The 17,623-nt window shown below is 51.7% G+C and carries 16 protein-coding genes and 4 tRNA genes; 5 read left to right on the top strand and 15 right to left on the bottom strand.

The genetic code is table 11. The features are described from left to right. Positions 1–25: 25 nt before the first annotated feature. Genes yigB through lptM form a run of 5 tightly spaced genes read right to left on the bottom strand, consistent with a single transcriptional unit; the run spans position 26 to position 3,414 of the window. Positions 26–742, bottom strand: coding sequence for a 5-amino-6-(5-phospho-D-ribitylamino)uracil phosphatase YigB (yigB, locus tag AC0IWZ_RS22170; RefSeq protein ID WP_034492184.1), 717 nt, complete (start codon positions 740–742; stop codon positions 26–28). Continuing rightward, complete coding sequence (gene xerC, locus AC0IWZ_RS22165; RefSeq protein ID WP_471678468.1) at positions 742–1,647, bottom strand: tyrosine recombinase XerC; 906 nt, start codon at positions 1,645–1,647, stop codon at positions 742–744. Before xerC ends, yigB begins: the two co-directional genes overlap by 1 nt. Beyond that, positions 1,644–2,348: a DUF484 domain-containing protein gene (locus AC0IWZ_RS22160; RefSeq protein ID WP_034492189.1), complete on the bottom strand. Its 705-nt coding sequence runs from the start codon at positions 2,346–2,348 to the stop codon at positions 1,644–1,646. The genes xerC and AC0IWZ_RS22160 overlap by 4 nt, the downstream gene beginning before the upstream one ends. Then, complete coding sequence (dapF, locus tag AC0IWZ_RS22155; protein ID WP_115631600.1) at positions 2,345–3,169, bottom strand: diaminopimelate epimerase; 825 nt, start codon at positions 3,167–3,169, stop codon at positions 2,345–2,347. The genes AC0IWZ_RS22160 and dapF overlap by 4 nt, the downstream gene beginning before the upstream one ends. A gap of 38 nt (positions 3,170–3,207) precedes the next feature. Further along, entirely contained in the window at positions 3,208–3,414 is a 207-nt protein-coding gene (lptM, locus tag AC0IWZ_RS22150; protein ID WP_034492195.1) for an LPS translocon maturation chaperone LptM, read from the bottom strand. Positions 3,415–3,542: 128 nt separating this feature from the next. Between lptM and cyaY the strand changes: the two genes are divergently transcribed. After that, positions 3,543–3,863 (top strand): iron donor protein CyaY, encoded by a 321-nt coding sequence (cyaY, locus tag AC0IWZ_RS22145; protein ID WP_034492197.1) that lies wholly within the window; start codon positions 3,543–3,545, stop codon positions 3,861–3,863. Here the strand turns inward: cyaY and cyaA are convergent. Next, a complete protein-coding gene (gene cyaA / locus AC0IWZ_RS22140) occupies positions 3,860–6,415 on the bottom strand; it encodes a class I adenylate cyclase (protein ID WP_471678469.1) in 2,556 nt (851 codons plus the stop codon). The genes cyaY and cyaA overlap by 4 nt on opposite strands. Positions 6,416–6,696: 281 nt before the next feature. Here cyaA and hemC point away from each other — a divergent pair, with 281 nt between their 5' ends. The 4 genes from hemC to hemY all read left to right on the top strand — a co-directional run bounded on the left by hemC (position 6,697) and on the right by hemY (position 10,824). Continuing rightward, positions 6,697–7,638: a hydroxymethylbilane synthase gene (gene hemC / locus AC0IWZ_RS22135; protein ID WP_471678470.1), complete on the top strand. Its 942-nt coding sequence runs from the start codon at positions 6,697–6,699 to the stop codon at positions 7,636–7,638. Beyond that, complete coding sequence (gene hemD, locus AC0IWZ_RS22130) at positions 7,635–8,375, top strand: uroporphyrinogen-III synthase (protein ID WP_471678471.1); 741 nt, start codon at positions 7,635–7,637, stop codon at positions 8,373–8,375. Before hemC ends, hemD begins: the two co-directional genes overlap by 4 nt. Before the next feature lie 74 nt (positions 8,376–8,449). Then, entirely contained in the window at positions 8,450–9,625 is a 1,176-nt protein-coding gene (hemX, locus tag AC0IWZ_RS22125; RefSeq protein ID WP_410374319.1) for a uroporphyrinogen-III C-methyltransferase, read from the top strand. Between the two features lie 2 nt (positions 9,626–9,627). Then, positions 9,628–10,824, top strand: coding sequence for a protoheme IX biogenesis protein HemY (gene hemY, locus AC0IWZ_RS22120; protein ID WP_471678472.1), 1,197 nt, complete (start codon positions 9,628–9,630; stop codon positions 10,822–10,824). 628 nt (positions 10,825–11,452) lie between these two features. On the opposite strand, the gene AC0IWZ_RS22115 is transcribed toward hemY, so the two are convergent. From AC0IWZ_RS22115 to rffA, 9 genes are all read right to left on the bottom strand, one after another. Further along, positions 11,453–11,529: transfer RNA gene (locus tag AC0IWZ_RS22115), tRNA-Pro, on the bottom strand. 36 nt (positions 11,530–11,565) lie between these two features. Then, a tRNA-Leu gene (locus tag AC0IWZ_RS22110) sits at positions 11,566–11,652 on the bottom strand. Positions 11,653–11,668: 16 nt separating this feature from the next. Further along, positions 11,669–11,744: transfer RNA gene (locus AC0IWZ_RS22105), tRNA-His, on the bottom strand. A gap of 73 nt (positions 11,745–11,817) precedes the next feature. Then, positions 11,818–11,894, bottom strand: a tRNA-Arg gene (locus tag AC0IWZ_RS22100). 156 nt (positions 11,895–12,050) lie between these two features. Beyond that, a complete protein-coding gene (wecG, locus tag AC0IWZ_RS22095; protein ID WP_115631607.1) occupies positions 12,051–12,791 on the bottom strand; it encodes a lipopolysaccharide N-acetylmannosaminouronosyltransferase in 741 nt (246 codons plus the stop codon). Continuing rightward, positions 12,788–14,164 (bottom strand): ECA oligosaccharide polymerase, encoded by a 1,377-nt coding sequence (gene wzyE / locus AC0IWZ_RS22090; protein WP_034492214.1) that lies wholly within the window; start codon positions 14,162–14,164, stop codon positions 12,788–12,790. Before wzyE ends, wecG begins: the two co-directional genes overlap by 4 nt. Beyond that, on the bottom strand, positions 14,161–15,240 hold the full coding sequence (locus AC0IWZ_RS22085) for a TDP-N-acetylfucosamine:lipid II N-acetylfucosaminyltransferase (RefSeq protein WP_471678473.1): 1,080 nt from the start codon (positions 15,238–15,240) through the stop codon (positions 14,161–14,163). The genes wzyE and AC0IWZ_RS22085 overlap by 4 nt, the downstream gene beginning before the upstream one ends. Further along, positions 15,237–16,487: a lipid III flippase WzxE gene (gene wzxE / locus AC0IWZ_RS22080; protein ID WP_115631610.1), complete on the bottom strand. Its 1,251-nt coding sequence runs from the start codon at positions 16,485–16,487 to the stop codon at positions 15,237–15,239. The genes AC0IWZ_RS22085 and wzxE overlap by 4 nt, the downstream gene beginning before the upstream one ends. 1 nt (position 16,488) lies before the next feature. Further along, positions 16,489–17,619 carry a dTDP-4-amino-4,6-dideoxygalactose transaminase gene (gene rffA, locus AC0IWZ_RS22075; RefSeq protein ID WP_471678474.1) on the bottom strand — a complete coding sequence of 377 codons (1,131 nt, stop codon included), beginning with the start codon at positions 17,617–17,619 and terminating at the stop codon, positions 16,489–16,491. Between the last annotated feature and the right edge of the window lie 4 nt (positions 17,620–17,623).

Below are 17,623 nucleotides of genomic sequence, written 5' to 3'. Positions count from 1 at the left end.
GTGGTTTTATACAGAATTAATCAGATTATATCAGCGCGGTGAGGGATGCCAACTGCGAAATTTCCAGATGTGGCAATAAACGGCTGTCATTAATCTGCATCAGATCGCCATCACGCAGGTTTATCCAGCACGCCTGCATCCCACAGCGGACGGCTCCGGCGACGTCTGTCGTCAGGTCATCACCCACATGCAGAATGTGGCCGAGCGGCACATCGAGCTTTTCAGCCGCCAGGTGATACATGTCGTTGAATGGCTTAGAGCGACCGTGAGGGCCGGCGCGCAGTACAAACTTGAAGTACTTATCGAGGCCGAAAAGGTGCGGCTCGGCGTTACCGTTGGTAATCGCCACCAGCGGCCATTTCTCACCAAGCTTTGCTAATGTGTCGTGCGTTTCTTGCGGCACGTCGATTTGGCTGCGCCAGTGGGCGAAATTCGCCATACAAGCCAGTGCGCCAGCGGCTGCTTCATCTGCTGACAAACCCGCATCCAGCATCGCTTGTTCAACGGCACGGCGACGCCATTCGGTCACATCGTGGTAAATATCCGGTTCTGCGAGGCGCAGCGCATGCCGAATATGCAGAAAATCTTGACGTTGCAGATGGTTAAGCTTCGGATGATAATTTTGCACGAAGCTCATTGATTCACGTTCGGTACGCGTAATCACTTCGCGGTTGTCGTACAGGGTGTCGTCGAGATCGAAAGTGAGCGCGGCAATAGGCCCAAGTGGACGATAAAAGTGCATTACGATTTCCCTCGTTTAGCGCGTGGATGCGCGGCATCATACACTGAGGCTAAGTGTTGGAAGTCGAGATGGGTATAGATTTGTGTAGTAGAAAGGTTGGCGTGGCCTAATAATTCCTGCACGCCGCGCAGATCTCCGCTCGACTCCAGCATATGCGTGGCAAATGAATGGCGCAGTTTATGTGGATGCACATGGCTGTTTAGCCCCTGTTTTATCCCCCACTCGCTAAAGCGTTTTTGAACGTTGCGTGCCGAGATACGTTTCCCCTGCTTTGAGAGAAATAACGCATCGCCGTCCGGGCCAAAAAGCTCACGCAGATCCAGCCAGTGCTCAATCCAGGTGACCGCAGATTTCCCCACCGGCACCCGACGCTCTTTGCTGCCTTTCCCCATCACCCACACTTCACCCGTCGCCAGATCGATGTGGCGACAGTCCATATTCACCAGTTCGGAAAGACGCAACCCCGCGCCGTACATCACTTCAAGCATCGCACGGTCGCGTACCGCGAGCGGATCGTTAATGTCGATATCCAGCAGGCGGCTCACGTCATCGACGTCGATATTTTTTGGTAGGTGGCGACCCGCTTTCGGCGTGGAAATCCCTTTTGCGGGATTGGCTTTGAGTTGGCCCTGGCTAACACACCAGTCGAAAAAGCTGCGTAATGCAGAAAGGCATAACGCCAGGCTTGATGGCCCAAGCCCCGCTTTGCGGCTGCGAACAGTGATTGAGCGAACCGCGGCGGCATCGCACTGTTGCCAGGTACTCAGCTTCATCTCGCTTGCCAGGCCGATTATCGCGGTGAGCTGGCGACCATAATTGAGTAGAGTAAGCGGGCTTAACTGGCGCTCCACTTTCAGGTAGCGCAGAAAGCCGTCAACAGCGGTTTGCAGCGGGGAGTCGGTCATACTCGCTCGACCCAACGCTCCAGCAAATCTGGCAACATTAGCGCCAGTTCATGCAGTAATTGTGTACCTTGCCCTTCCTGGTAATGCTGGGGATCACGGCTACTGAATACCAGTACGCCTAAATCCGCATCGCTGCCCATCAGAGAAAGCGCCACCGAGCCAATCGCTTTCGCCTGAGGCAAAACGACCAGTAATTCAGGGCCATTTAATGACCCAAGATAATGCTGCCTGTCGCCCAGACGTTGAATACGCAGCGGCTCAAAAGCCTGGCGATTCAATGCCAGATGGGTGAAATCAGAAGGAGCACCAATCCGCCAACGGTCTGCAAAAAGACGCACATTCGCGCCCGCCAGACCCATTTCACGCGCCCAACGATGCAAGCGGTTCAGCATGTCCTGCAAGCTGGTGGCAGAAGCCAGACGGCCTTGCAGCTTCAGTAAGCGGTAGAACAAACCTTCATTGGCACTCGCCTGCTCCATCAGCAAGGTCATGTTTTCTTCAAGAAAATTGATGTGGTTACGGCTACGCGCCATATGCCATTCAACCAACGAAACCGTGCCGCGTACCGGATGCGGCACTTGCATCTGTTCTACATGCTGGGCGTTACGAATAAAGAAATCGGGATGACGCAGCAGATATTCCGCCACCATGCGGTCATCCAGTTCCAGTACGGCTTCTTGCTGTTCCTCGGCATTCTTCATAGATGTATAAATCCATCATAGACGTGGGCCGCCGGGCCGGTCATAAACAACGGGGTTCCCGGCCCTTTCCAGGCGATATCAAGACGGCCACCAGGCAGCTCCACGCGAACCTGTTCCGCAAGTATTCCTTGCAAAATGCCCACGGCGACTGCGCCGCAAGCGCCACTGCCACAAGCTTGTGTTTCTCCGGCACCACGTTCATAAACACGCAGGCGGATATGTTCTTTGGTCACGACTTGCATAAAGCCGATGTTCGCCCGCTCAGGAAAGCGTTCGTGGTTTTCCATCACCGGCCCCAGAGTCTCTACGGCGGCGGTCGTCACTTCGTCAACCTGAATAACGCAGTGCGGATTACCCATCGACACGACGCCGCACATAATGGTCTGTTCGGCGGCACGCATAATATAGGTCTTTTCCGCTTTGTTGGCGCGGAACGGCACGGCGGATGGCTCGAAATTCGGCTCGCCCATATTCACACGCACCAGTTCATCTTCCGTCACGCTCAGAACCATGCGGCCATTGGCGGTGCTGACACGAATATCGCGTTTGTTGGTCAGCCCTTTCAGGCGCACAAAACGAGCGAAACAGCGTGCGCCGTTGCCACATTGTGAGACTTCGCTGCCGTCGGCATTGAAAATGCGGTAATGGAAATCGAGGTCAGGATCGTACGGCGGTTCAACCACCAGCAACTGATCGAAACCCACACCTAAATGTCGGTCGGCCAGGCGACGAATCAACTCAGGGGAGAAATAGACGTTTTGAGTCACCGCGTCGACGACCATAAAGTCATTGCCAAGGCCATGCATCTTTGAGAACTGCATCTTCTGCTCCATATACGCGGCTACTTTTTAAATGTTTTCTAGTAGATAACCTGAGTCGGTGCGTTATCAGTCCCACGGTCGTTACGTTCCGGCGCGGTAGATTGTGTTTGTTTATCCGGTGTTACCTGGCTCGTAGGCTTGGTTTTGCCATCAGCGGGCGGAAAATACAGAGGCCCCTTAAGACCGCAGCCAGAAAGACTGGAAAGTGCCAGCAAGAGTGCCAGTGGGCAGAAAATTTTCTTCATTATTGAGATGCCTGTAATCCAATATTCTGTCTTCTATCATCGCAGGTGATCCCTGAAAAGCAATACTCTTTTCTATTGGCGGGCGTTGCTTTTATACTGCCGTAAAGACGAACAACTGAGAAAAACATATGAACGACAGTGAATTTCATCGCCTGGCCGACGGCCTGTGGTCAACAATCGAAGAACGCCTGGATGACTGGGATGGTGACAGTGATATCGACTGCGAAATCAATGGTGGCGTGTTGACGCTAAGTTTTGAGAATCGCAGCAAGATTATTATCAACCGCCAGGAGCCTTTACATCAGGTGTGGCTTGCCACCAAAAGTGGGGGTTACCATTTTAATCTGAAAGACGATAAGTGGATTTGCGACCGCAGCGGCGCAGAGTTTTGGCAGTTGCTGGAAGAAGCCTGCACACAGCAAGCTGGAGAGCCAGTTAGCTTTAACTAGCTATTGCTGTACTGCTGAAGCAGCGGGGTTGAGCTATCGTCATGATTAGCCGGCGTCGCTGCTGTAATGGCTTGGGTGCGGAATGGAATCACCTGCGAGCGCCCATCTACTTTCACAATCTGATAGAACTGTGGCAAGTTGAAGTTGATAAAACTTGAGCCATAGGTAAAGCGGTCGTGTGAAGACGAGTAGAAGCGGCTGACGTCACGCACTAAATCTTCTTTGCTTCCTTCACAGTGGTGATAAACCTCTGCCCGGTTAGTCTCATCCAGAATATAGATATTAAATCCCTGGTCCTCATTCGATTCTTCAAAGAAGAACTGAATGATCCCTTCACTGGCAAAACCATCTACCACCGGCGGCAACTGAACCTGCTGGTTAGTTTCAACCTGCACCGACAAGCCATGCAGTTTGTTATGGGAAATCGCGCCGTAGAACTCGACCGCATTCTCCAGTTTTTGCACCGATACGCTCAGGCGTTCAAAGAACAGCCCCCACGTTTGGCCAGAAATACGCAGCGCTTTAAAGCGGCCCGGCTCCTGACGTGTGCTCGATAAACGGAAGTCGATACATTCAGAAACCAATTGCTGAACGCGGGTGCGGATAAGCCCACGCAGATGCTGGCTATAGCAGAACACTTCAACGCTATCCGGTGGCGCGGCATCCTGGTGCATTTTGCCCAGAATGGTTTTCAGCGCCTCAATCATCGACTGTTCGCCGTTGAAGTGCAGGGTACGCACTTCATTCCAGGAGTTGCGGTAAAGCAGGTCAACGCTTCCCACCAGGCACTGTTGCTGCTGCCCGAAACTGAACACATCCAGTTTACGGAAATCGAAATGAACCACCTGATTGCGGAATGCCGCCGTCGGGTCGTATTCGAGGTTAACGATAATCGCCAGATGGCGAATTTCACATGGGCTATACAACGCTTTGGCGGTTGGCGCAGGCAAACGCAGCGGGAAGTGGTGCGAAACGTCAGCCACCATTTCCTGCAATTTTGGCAAATCACAAATGCCGTTGCCCTTAATAAACAGGCGGGTGCGCGAGGTCAGCAGGCCGTTGAAGTAGGCCCATGCCACCAGCTTATTAAGATAACGGTTATATTCCAGCGGTTGATGGCTGATGATCGAATCCATGTTTGGCGCACGGTTGTAGAGATACCAACCTGAACGGTTAGCACGACCCGGCGGAACATGGATAAAGGTCAGGTTCGGTTCTGACAAATCAGGAGAAATCTGCGGGTTAACCAGCGTGACTTTACCCGGTAGCGCTTCAAACGCTGCGTACAGTTTACGGGTCAATACACCGATATCTTGCGGGCTGGCACTGACGCTGAGGTTGTTACGACGAGCGAAACGAATCAGGTTGCGATAGCTTTGCATCATCGCATCCAGAAGTTCGTTGTGCGCATCGCGAACCTGGTCGATTTTCCAGTTAGCGCGGTTATCGAGCATCGCCAGACGCGGTTCGTCCCAGCCCCACTCTTTGACCAGTTGGCTTAAAACTTCACGACGCCAGCCTACACAGGCACGCTCACGAGACAGTTTTTCGCACACTTTCAGATAGAAACAACGACGCACTAAATCCAGACGCGCAGTGTCTTCGATTTGCGTGAGGTAATGGGTCACACGCTCCAGCATCATGCAGTACGGATCAAGCCCAAAGGAGACTATCTCGCCATCATGCAAGCGCTGCTTAATGTCTTTTGCCAGTAAACGAGTATTCGGGTATTCCCAGGAATAGGCTTCCAGCAGCAGCGTTTTGAGCACCGCTTTATAAGGTGAATCGATACTCTTATAGAGCTGCCACAAGCTGGCACCAAAGTATTCTTCCGCCGACAGCGTGCTTAAACCACCGAGATCCAGCCATTCGTTTGGCGTGAGCACGCCCTGCGAGTAGAGGCTCATCACGTAATCATCGTAATGATCTTCTTCGTCGCCCGGCACCATACTCCACAGAATACGTTTACCCGCCAGGCGTACTGCGGTGCGGTAGAATTCATCGAGCAACAAGATGTGTTGGGTAGAACCACAGTCTTCGCCGCCCAGACTGCCGCTTTCGTTGTGGCGGAAGCGGTTTTCATCAATCAGGAAGAAGCTGACCTCAACACCTAGCGAAGCGGCCCAGCTTTCCAGCACGCTACATTTACGTTGCAGCAACTGGCGCTCGTCGTTATCGAGCCATGACTGGTGACAAACCCAAATATCCAGATCGGATGAACAGCTCTGCCCAACGGACGAGGTACTGCCCATTGAATAAAGGCCAGTGATAGGCAATTCACCCGATTCTGTTGTCTGCGGCGGCATGCCGCGCATCAATTCGAGTTCGTTGAGGTAGTGACGTTGGGTTTCATCAGGCGTGTAGATGCATATGCCATGTGGAACGTTACCCTCAAGGTAACCTGGCATCAGCGGGTGATGATAATGTAACAATGTTGGCAGAAGACTGTAGACCTGTTGGAAAGCAGGCCCCATGGCAGCAAGTGCGCGATCTACACGCAGTTGGTTAATGGCATCCAGTCTCTGTTTAAGAGTCTCAATATAGAGGTACAAGACATATCGCCTGATGGTTTCAGTATTACGAAAAAACCCGTTTCCCGGTTATTGCCTCTATTATAAACGACAAGGCAAAGAATTGCTGGAAACGTGATCAATTTAACACCTTGCTGGTTGACCGTAAAGAAAGATGCGCTACTCGCCAAGTTCCTTACCGTCTACCCGCTTTATCTTCCATAATACGAAATATGTCCCTCTTTTCCGCAAACCCGTTGAAACTGACAGCCTTCCTTGAAGAGTGGTAGGATGGTCAGGGACGATAATTACGGTAACAAGCAATGTTAGACAATGTATTAAGAATTGCCACTCGCCAAAGCCCATTAGCACTTTGGCAAGCACAATATGTCAAACAACGCCTCGAAGCGTGCCATCCCCAGCTCACGGTTGAACTGGTGCCTATGGTTACGCGTGGCGACATCATTCTTGATACACCGCTGGCAAAAGTAGGCGGCAAGGGATTGTTTGTCAAAGAGTTGGAACTCGCACTGCTTGAAGGCCGGGCAGATATTGCCGTGCATTCAATGAAAGATGTGCCGGTCGAATTTCCTGAAGGTTTAGGTTTAGTGACCATTTGCGAACGCGACGATCCTCGCGATGCCTTTGTCTCGAATAATTTCGCCAGTCTGGATGATTTACCCGCAGGCAGCATCGTGGGTACTTCAAGCCTACGCCGCCAGTGTCAGATTGCCGAACGCCGCCCGGACCTGGTGATTCGTTCATTGCGCGGCAACGTTGGCACCCGTCTGGGTAAACTCGACAACGGTGATTATGACGCGATTATTCTGGCAGTAGCCGGGCTGAACCGTCTTGGTCTGCAATCACGTATCCGTTACGCATTGCCAGCGGAAGTGTCTCTGCCCGCTGTAGGTCAGGGCGCGGTGGGGATTGAATGCCGTCTTGATGATGAGCACGCTCAAGCACTGCTCGCTTCACTTAACCATGAAGAGACTGCAACTCGCGTCCGTGCTGAACGCGCCATGAACATGCGCCTTGAAGGTGGATGCCAGGTGCCGATTGGCAGTTATGCAGAATTGAAAGACGGCGAGCTATGGCTACGAGCATTAGTGGGCGCACCTGACGGCTCTGTTCTGGTTCGTGGTGAACGCCGCGGTAAGCCAGAAGACGCCGAAGTCATGGGCGTTTCGCTGGCGGAAGAGCTTCTCGATAAAGGCGCGCGCGAAATTCTTGCCGCCGTTTATGACGGAGATGCTCCGGCATGACGATACTGGTCACCCGCCCTTCCCCCGCAGGGGATGAATTAGTGAGCAGACTGCGCGCACTGGGGCAGGTGGCGTATAGCTTCCCTCTCATCGAGTTTTCCCCGGGGCGGCAGTTGGATAAATTGCCTTCCATGCTGGCGAGCCTTTCCGAAGGTGACCTGGTATTCCTTTTATCGCAGCACGTCATACATTTTGCTCATCCGCAATTAAAGCAGAACGCTATGTCATGGCCTGCAAGTCTTGCCTGGTTTGCTATTGGACGTACAACTGCGTTAGCTTTTCACACTGTGAGCCATTTGCCGGTTCGTTATCCGCAAGACAGAGAAACGACGGAAGTGTTGCTACAATTACCTGAATTACAAAATGTTGCCGGGAAACGGGCGCTCATTTTGCGTGGGAATGGTGGTCGTGAACTGTTGGGCGAAACGCTGGCAGAACGCGGCGCAGAAGTCACTTTCTGCGAATGCTACCAAAGAAATGCCAGGATTTATGATGGAACGGAAGAAGCCTTTCGCTGGCACGAACGTGGAGTTTCAACGCTGGTCGTAACGAGCGGTGAAATGCTACAACAACTTTATGCACTCATTCCCGAATGGTATCGAACAAATTGGTTACTCCACTGCCGGCTTATCGTCGTCAGTGAGCGTCTGGCAGGCCTTGCCCAGGAATTGGGCTGGCAAGATATTCGGGTCGCCGATAACGCTGACAATGATGCGCTGCTTCGCGCATTACAATAAACCTTGACCCAAAATAATTCGAGTTCCAGGAAGGCGGCTTGAAGCATGAAGGGTAAATAATATGGGATGCCACAATGACGGAACAACAGAACACCTCCGCCATGGTTGAAGAGACCACACCTGCGGTAGAAAACAAACCGCTTCCAGAACAACCACCACAAAAAAATCGTAGTGGTATTGCAGGCATTGCGCTGGGCGCTATCGCCATTGCAATTGCTCTGGCGCTGGGTGCAGGTCTGTACAGCTACGGTAAGCATGAGGTGGCGGCACAAAACACCACCAGCGATGCTCTGGCAACGCAACTGACCGCTATCCAAAAGCAGCAAGAGCAGCAGCAATCAGCTCTGGAGGCCACCATTAAGCAGCAGGCCACTGCGCTTGATGAGTCGAATCGCCAACAGGCAAATCTGGCGCGTGAACTGAATGAAGTACAACAAAAAGTCGCTACTATTTCTGGCAGCGATGCGAAAACATGGCTGCTGGCACAATCCGACTTCCTGGTGAAATTGGCAGGCCGCAAACTGTGGAGCGATCAGGACGTCACGACCGCCGCCGCATTATTGAAAAGCGCCGATGCCAGCCTGGCAGATATGAATGACCCAAGCCTGCTTCCCGTTCGTCGTGCGCTAACAGACGACATATCAACGCTGTCTGCGATTACTCAGGTTGATTACGACGGGATAATTCTCAAGCTCAATCAGCTTTCTAATCAAGTTGATAACCTGCGTCTGGCGGATAACGATACTGACGATACGCCGATGGATTCCGATGGTAGTGAACTTTCTTCTACCGTGACTGAATGGCGTCAAAATCTGACCAAAAGCTGGCACAACTTTATGGATAGCTTCATTACTATCCGCCGCCGTGACGAAACGGCCGTTCCGCTTTTGGCTCCGAACCAGGATGTTTATCTGCGTGAGAACATCCGTTCGCGCTTGCTGGTTGCAGCGCAAGCGGTGCCACGCCATCAGGAAGAAACCTACAAGCAATCGCTGGAAAATGTTTCGACCTGGGTGCGTGCTTATTACGACACCAGCGACAGCGTGACAAAATCTTTCCTTGATGATCTGGACTCTCTCAGCCAGCAAACCATCAATATGGATGTCCCGCAAACTCTGGAAAGCCAGCCGCTGCTGGAAAAGCTGATGCAGACTCGGGTGCGTAATTTGCTCGCTCAACCCGCTGCAAATGCCAGTGCTCCAGCAGAACCCGCGCCTGAACAGGCTCCCGCACCCGCTCAAGGAGAATAAGCATGATTAAAGTCTTATTACTCTTTCTGCTGCTGATCGCCGGGATCGTACTTGGGCCAATGTTAGCCGGGCACCAGGGTTACGTTCTGATTCAGACTGACAACTACAACGTCGAAACCAGCGTCACGGGTCTGGTGATCATTCTGATCCTGACCATGGTAGTGCTCTTCGCCATTGAATGGGTGCTGCGCCGCGTATTCCGCACCGGTGCTCGTACTCGTGGTTGGTTTGTTGGGCGCAAGAGCAGTCGCGCACGTAAGCAAACAAAAGCTGCATTGCTGAAACTGGCTGAAGGTGATCACCAACAAGTTGAAAAGCTGATGCTGAAAAATGCCGATCATGCCGAGCAACCTGTGGTGAACTACCTTATGGCGGCCGAAGCTGCACAGCAACGCGGGGATGAAATTCGTGCCAATCAGCATCTTGAACGAGCTTCCGAACTGGCAGATAACGATCAATTACCGGTCGAGATTACCCGTGTTCGTTTGCAGTTAGCCCGCAATGAAAATCATGCCGCGCGTCATGGTGCCGATAAGCTGCTGGAGATTTCTCCGCGCCATCCTGAGGTTCTGCGTCTTGCAGAAATGGCATATGTCCGCACCGGTGCGTGGGGTTCGTTACTCGATATTTTGCCAGCGATGGACAAAGTACAGATTGGTGACGAAACTCATCGCCTCGCATTGCAACAGCAAGCCTGGATTGGCTTGATGGATCAGGCAATGGCGGAGCAAGGCAACGATGGTCTGAAAACCTGGTGGAAGAATCAAAGCCGTAAGACTCGCCACGAAACCGTGCTGCAAGTCGCGATGGCAGAGCATCTTATTGAATGTGACGATCATGACGCCGCGCAGGAAATCATTCTTGATGGCCTGAAACGTCATTATGACGAACGTTTGATATTACTGATGCCGCGCCTGAAATCTGGCAATCCGGAGCAGCTTGAGAAAGCTCTGCGCCAGCAGATCAAAACGCAGGGCGATCGTCCGTTGTTATACAGCACGCTCGGCCAGTTGCTGATGAAACACGGTGAATGGCAGCAGGCATCCGAGGCTTTCCGTCAGGCAATTAAACAGCGCCCAGACGCTTTTGATTACGCATGGCTGGCTGATTGCCTGGATAAGCTGCATAACCCGGAAGAAGCGGCTCTGATGCGCCGTGACGGTCTGCTGCTCACTCTGCAAAACAACACGGGTTCGTAACACCCAAGGGCGATCTCTTCGCCCTTTTCCTTTCTCGAATTCCCTCTCCGTATGCAAAAAAAAACACCTGCCAATAGGCAGGTGTTAAAACAGGTCTGTATGACAACTAAGTGGTGCTTCACTCAACGTTGTGTCCATGGTGTTGGATGAGGTCTGAAAGACGACATCTGTCGGTGGACGATAAGCACCGTAATCGGCTCTGCGTCATTCCTGGGTTTATGAAGCCTAAGCAAACATAAGAAGTGGAATGAGCATCTACACATATATTATTGCATGATGCATGCCAGGTTTGTATTCGAAATTAATATGACAATGTAATTTCTTTTTGATCAGTATGTTATGCGATTCATTGTTGGCGCAGCGCTGGCTGTTCAAGGACCCTGGTTGGATAGCATAAATGTCTCCATTTAGAGACAGATAAACAGGAAATCAAAACTAGTCATTTATATCAATGAGTTATGAGTCACCAAACGGCGACAACAAAAGCAGGAATGTCGCAAATAAGAGACTGGGATTGAGATGGACTGTTTTCGCAAGGGTGTCGGATGACGCTGCGCTGATACGACCTACGAAACGGTAAACTACAGACGTAAAAAAACCCAATCTTTCGATTGGGTTTTCTTGAATTTGGTCGGCGAGAGAGGATTCGAACCTCCGACCCACTGGTCCCAAACCAGTTGCGCTACCAAGCTGCGCTACTCGCCGAAATACTGCTTCACTTCTTATTGCTTAACTTAGAGATGGTGCGAAGAGAGGGACTTGAACCCTCACGTCCGTAAGAACACTAACACCTGAAGCTAGCGCGTCTACCAATTCCGCCACCTTCGCAATATCACTAAATTAATGGGGTGGCTAATGGGACTCGAACCCACGACAACTGGAATCACAATCCAGGGCTCTACCAACTGAGCTATAGCCACCACTGTAAATCTTTTCGCGCGGTCTTCTTTCTAAGAAAGTTGAGCCGCCGCAGCTCCAGCGCCATTCAAATAATGGTGCGCCCGACAGGATTCGAACCTGAGACCTCTGCCTCCGGAGGGCAGCGCTCTATCCAGCTGAGCTACGGGCGCATAGCGCCGTTGCGGGGTCGGATATTACGGCCTTCATGCCCACCTGTCTAGTGCTTATTTCAATAAAATGCGCATTTGGTTACGCTTTGCACATTCTGATGATTATACAGCCAAAAACACCCGCTAAACTCGCTTTATCTCTACAAACACTGCCGCTTAAAGCCGTCCTGTGTAATGCCAGCCCAGATAACGCAGCAACTTAATTTGACGCGTAATGCGGCTCGGTTGCGACAATAATCGATATAACCACTCCAGACCCAGGTTTTGCCAGACCTTTGGCGCTCGTTTCACATGGCCGGTGAAAACATCGTAGGTGCCACCCACGCCCATATACAAAGCATCAGGATAAACCTTGCGGCAATCGCGCATGAAGATTTCCTGGCGTGGAGATCCCATCGCGACCGTGATTATCGCCGCACCGCTGTCGCGAATACGCTCGAATAAAGCGGCTTGTTGTTCGGGTTTAAAGTAGCCATCCTGACTACCGACAATATTGACCTGCCACTGCCCACGCAGCTTTGCTTCAGTTTGCGCCAGTATTTCCGGTTTGCCGCCAATCAGAAACACAGGTGTCCCCTCCCGCCCGGCACGCTGCATCAATGCTTCCCAGAGATCGGCTCCTGGTACACGCGACACCACGGCCCCCGGAAACTTTTTACGAATCGAGCGCACAACACTGATGCCATCTGCGTATTTGTATTCTGCATTCTCGATTAACGTTCGCACTTCTTGCTCGCGTTCAGCAGCAAGGATTTTCTCAGCGTTAATCGCCACCAGCGTCCCACTACGCAGCGAGCCGCCTGCGTAGAGATAATCCAAAGCATGTTGCATATCGCGCCAGCCCAAAAGCTCCAGGCCGCGAATCGCATAAGACGGAGCGGTAGTTAGCTCGTTCATGATATTCCTTGTGATGCATTTTGGGAGTCAGACATCACGCGTGGCGAACGACGTAGCCGTTGATGAACTAATCCCGCACTATCAAATAACCAGTAAAGCAGTTTTGCCAGCAACAGGCAGGCACCAAAAATCACAATGAAAAACACCACGCGGGAAACAAAGGAATCAAGCCCCTCTCTCGCCAGCACAATCATGTTAAAGATGGCCCCGAAACAGAAGCTATGCAAAATGGCAGCTTTATACTTGTTGGTTTCCCGGTTGCCCAGTTCATACAACCAATCAAACCATTTGATAATCAGACCCACCACAACGGCACCCAGCGGGATAAACCACACGCCGCCCATAACCACCAGCGATCCAATTAACGTCGGTGAAATCGCCAGCCCTGAATGGTTGTTGAGGATTTCCCAGGTAAAGTAGTTCGCGCTATTCAGCACGATGCCCGGACGACTCGGCCATAACCAGGTGGGGATAAAGACATAGAAATCACGGACAATCGGTGCCAGGCCCTGGAACTCAATTTTGTCGTAATTTTGCAGCAGTAACGCGAGATTTTCCCACGGCGAGAAAGTATCGCGCGTCAGATACAAGAAGGTATAAAACGCTTCGTCGCCGCTCACGTCCATACCGTAGCGCTTTAGCGCCAACCAGAACATGCCGACAATGCCGAATATCCCCGCTGCCGCCAGCATCCACAACGAAATCCAGCCGCGAATAATACCGATGAACAAGAAGATGGCGAACGCAATGATAATATTCGCGCGAGTCCCACCGACAATCATATAAGTCAACAAACCAAACGCGACGGTGCTGACCAGGAAAAACATCCAGGAACGGCCATCCTGCTTGAGAAAATAGACCACCAACATCGCGGGAATAAAGAAGTAGAAGAAGCGTTTTAACGCAACGCCTGAGACTTCGCTGGAGAATATCTGGCTGTACGAATGCAGTTTAAACAGCAAGAAACCGTTATGCATAAAGAAGATGCCGACGCTCACCAATGCCACTACGGCCAGCATCACCCACGTCAAATGCGTTTCAACGCGATTCATCGTAAACACAGGCTGCCGAACCGCGTTGCTTCGTTTCTCCCGCAAGCGTGTTTTGTAGGCAACATAATAGATGCCATAAAAGCACGCGGCTGCTAGCTGCGCTTGCAATAGAACGTCTGCTGGAACGACTGACACCCCAAAGCGGAAGACTAATGTGCAGGTAAACGGAAAGCCGAAGAAAAACGTCAGTAAATACAATAGCGAGAAGAAGACATTGAAATTAAAACGTACCCGGCGGAATTCCTGGTACGTTAAAATGCCAATGAACATTACCGAGACAAACCAGACCACAAACAAACCGCCAAATTGCAGCAAACTCATGCGGTTTCTCCTGATGCAATGTCCAGTGCCCGAATCCACCCATCAATGTAATTAGGGTTAAAGAAGGCAATTTGCTGTTTATCCAGTAAGCGTAGCTGACGCTGCGCTTCGCGCACAATCGGCTCATCAAGCGGGTCGCAGGCGAATAGCACCGGAATGTGCTGCTCCGTCATATCCTGCCAGAAAGGGTTTTTGCGGCTCAAAACGCAGGGTATCCCCGCCTGAATCAGCAGACAAAGGGTGCCGATTCCTTGTTGGCGATCGAAAATGAAATAGCCGAGGTCACACTGACGCAACATCGCCAGGTAATCATCAAATTCCATTTTTTCGGTCAAAATTTGCAGATTTTCTTCGCTGAAAAACGCTCGCCCAGCCTGCCGCACTTCATTGATATAAGTATTATTGTTGGCCGGATAACCCATTGGCACGACCACGCGAACCGTATCGCCAAACTGATCGTGAACAGCTTTCAGTGCGGCAATATGCTGGTTGCTCAGGTCGCCCGAATTGCCGACCAGCACCGTCATTTTTCCTGTTTTAGGTTCACTGTTGGCAAGCGTGTTGAGCGATGGGTCCATACGCGTCGGGAAATAAATCAGTTCCCCCGGCACGCGTGGGTGGCGTTCATGAAAATAATTCAGGTCGCCACGGGTTGCAAACACGCGTCCTACTCGGCCCTGCGCGATGCGACGCAGCAGGTAAAACAACCGAAACTTGAGACTACTGGAGGCTTCGTAAAGATCGGCACCCCAGATGTGCCAGTTCATCTGAACAGGTTTCAAACCGCCCGTCAGCAGGGCAATCCACAACGCACTATTAAATTGACCATGGAAGAAAAAGCGTTGTTTCCGATTAGCTCGAGCCTTTTCAATGACGGCCTGTGCCAGCGCTTTTTTGGTTGGATAAAGCATGACAGCAAGCGTCGGAAAAGCCGACAGCAGCGAGTCGTCCTGTGACACCACCATAAACTGGCGGGCGTGCGGATTCGCGGTAGCCAGTGCGTCATTAAAGAAACGCAGTACCGTTTGATTATGATGCGGGATATCCGATCCCAAAACGTGAATCAGTGTCGTCATGCTCGTCTACGATAAATAAGAAAAACGCTGCAACAGAGCGTGAAGTAAATGATATACGTTGCCATATATGCCTGCGCCGCGCCGAGCGCACCATGCGCAGGTATAAGCCAATGCGAAAAACCGGTCAATAATGCAAACTGGCTGATTTCAGTCAAAATATAGAAGCGAAGCGAGGCTTTGGCTATCACCAGATAACCAAATACGTAGGAGCCCACTTTCAGTACGTCACCCACCAGTTGCCAGGCGAAAAGATCGCGCATCGCAATAAACTTATGCGAGAAAAGCAGCCAGATGGCGAAATCACGCAATAGCCAGACGGTAAAACTCGCCAGAGCTACAGCGGGCAGCACAAATTTCAGTGAGCGAAGAATCTCGCGGCTGATGTCATGTTTGCTGGTCAGGCGGGAAAGCGTTGGCAGCAAATACACGCTAAACGAAGCGGTAATGAATTGCAGATACGCATCCGAAATACTGCTAACACCTTGCCAGATTCCGACATCATCCCAGCTGTAATGCGCGGCAAGTAGATTTCGCATCATCACGTATGCCACCGGCAACGTTACCGAGGTGATCAACGCCATGATTGTGAACTTGCCAAGACTGCTGGCGTAGACTTTATCCCACTGAGGTTTGAGATAACCGAGCGGTACGTGTTCGCGGCGAACCAGCATAATGCCAGCAGGAATCAGCACCAGCGCAGGCACCAACGCCAGTCCCAACAGCGCTCCCTGATAACCACCCAGGCGGTAGCAAAGGTAATAAGCCAATACGCCAATCAGACTGCCGCCAATCAGTGCCAGCGCATTGCCCGCCGCATCACGAAAGCCCTTCATGATAGCCAGCGACAAGTTCGCCCAGGCAATACCCATTTGCACGAGCGCAACCAGACGCACTAATCCCTGGTAGTTTTCATGCCCGAATAATCCAAGGCTAATGGGCTTTGCCGCCACCACAAAAATAATGGCTAAAAGCGTCGAGAAGCCCAACACCATGGCTGATGACGTACCGATAACTTTGCGCAGCTGCTCGGGTTGGTCGTGGTACTGCGCGACATATTTCGTCACGCCATTGAAGATCCCCGCCCCGGCAAGCACACCTAAAACGGTGACCATCTGGCGGAAGTTTCCAGCCTGCCCAACACCACTTGGGCCGTATGCCACTGCCAGCAGTTTCACCACCAGCAAACCAGCAGCAATTTTTACCAGCGTGGACCCTGCGGTCCACACTGAGGCTTTCGCGAGTGACATATCAGGAGAAGAAGCTTAACAACGTATTGATAACAGTACGCTGGTTCGCTGGAGACAGGTTATAGAACAGTGGCAAGCGCAGCAGGCGCTCGCTTTCTTTAGACGTGAAACGGTCTTCGCCGTGGAAGTAACCAAACTTCTCGCCAGCCGGGCAATCATGTAATGGGATGTAATGGAACACCGCCATAATTTCTGCCTCTTTGAGATAGGCAATCAGCGCGCTGCGGTCTTCGATATCCCGCAGCTTGATATAAAACATGTGCGCGTTCTGCACACAGTCTTTTGGAATCGATGGCAGTTCAATGCGCCCGGCTTTAGCCAGAGGTGCCAGCGCGTCGTAGTATGCATGCCACAGTTTCAGACGCTGTTGGTTAATCTTTTCGGCGGCTTCCAGTTGCGCCCATAAATATGCCGCCTGGAGGTCAGCCATCAGGTAGCTTGAACCAATATCGCGCCAGGTGTATTTGTCCACCTGCCCACGGAAGAATTGGCTGCGGTTGGTGCCTTTCTCGCGAATAATTTCCGCACGCTCGATAAGCGATGCGTCGTTTATCAGCGTCGCCCCACCTTCACCGCCTGCGGTGTAGTTTTTGGTTTCATGGAAGCTGAAACAGCCAATGTGGCCAATTGTTCCTAAGGCGCGGCCTTTATAGGTCGACATCACACCCTGTGCGGCATCTTCCACCACAAAGAGTTTGTGTTTAGTCGCAATCGCCATAATGGTGTCCATTTCGCAGGCAACCCCCGCGTAATGAACCGGAACAATTGCACGCGTTTTCTCGGTGATAGCCGCTTCAATCAACTTCTCGTCGATGTTCATGGTGTCCGGACGAACATCAACAAACACAATTTTAGCCCCGCGCAATACAAACGCATTGGCAGTCGAAACAAAGGTATAGCTAGGCATGATCACTTCATCGCCGGCCTGGATATTCAACAGGAGTGCCGCCATTTCCAGCGAGGCGGTGCAGGATGGCGTCAGCAGCACTTTTTTGCTGCCAAAACGATGCTCCATCCACTGTTGGCAACGGCGAGTGAAACCGCCATCGCCACAGAGCTTGCCGCTACCCATCGCAGCCTGCATGTATTCGATTTCGGTACCTACTACTGGAGGAGCATTAAATGGGATCATTTTT

The organism is Buttiauxella sp. AC142, from assembly GCF_979253435.1.
Note: the sequence above shows the minus strand (reverse complement) of the source record. Positions and strands in the feature narration are given on the sequence as shown.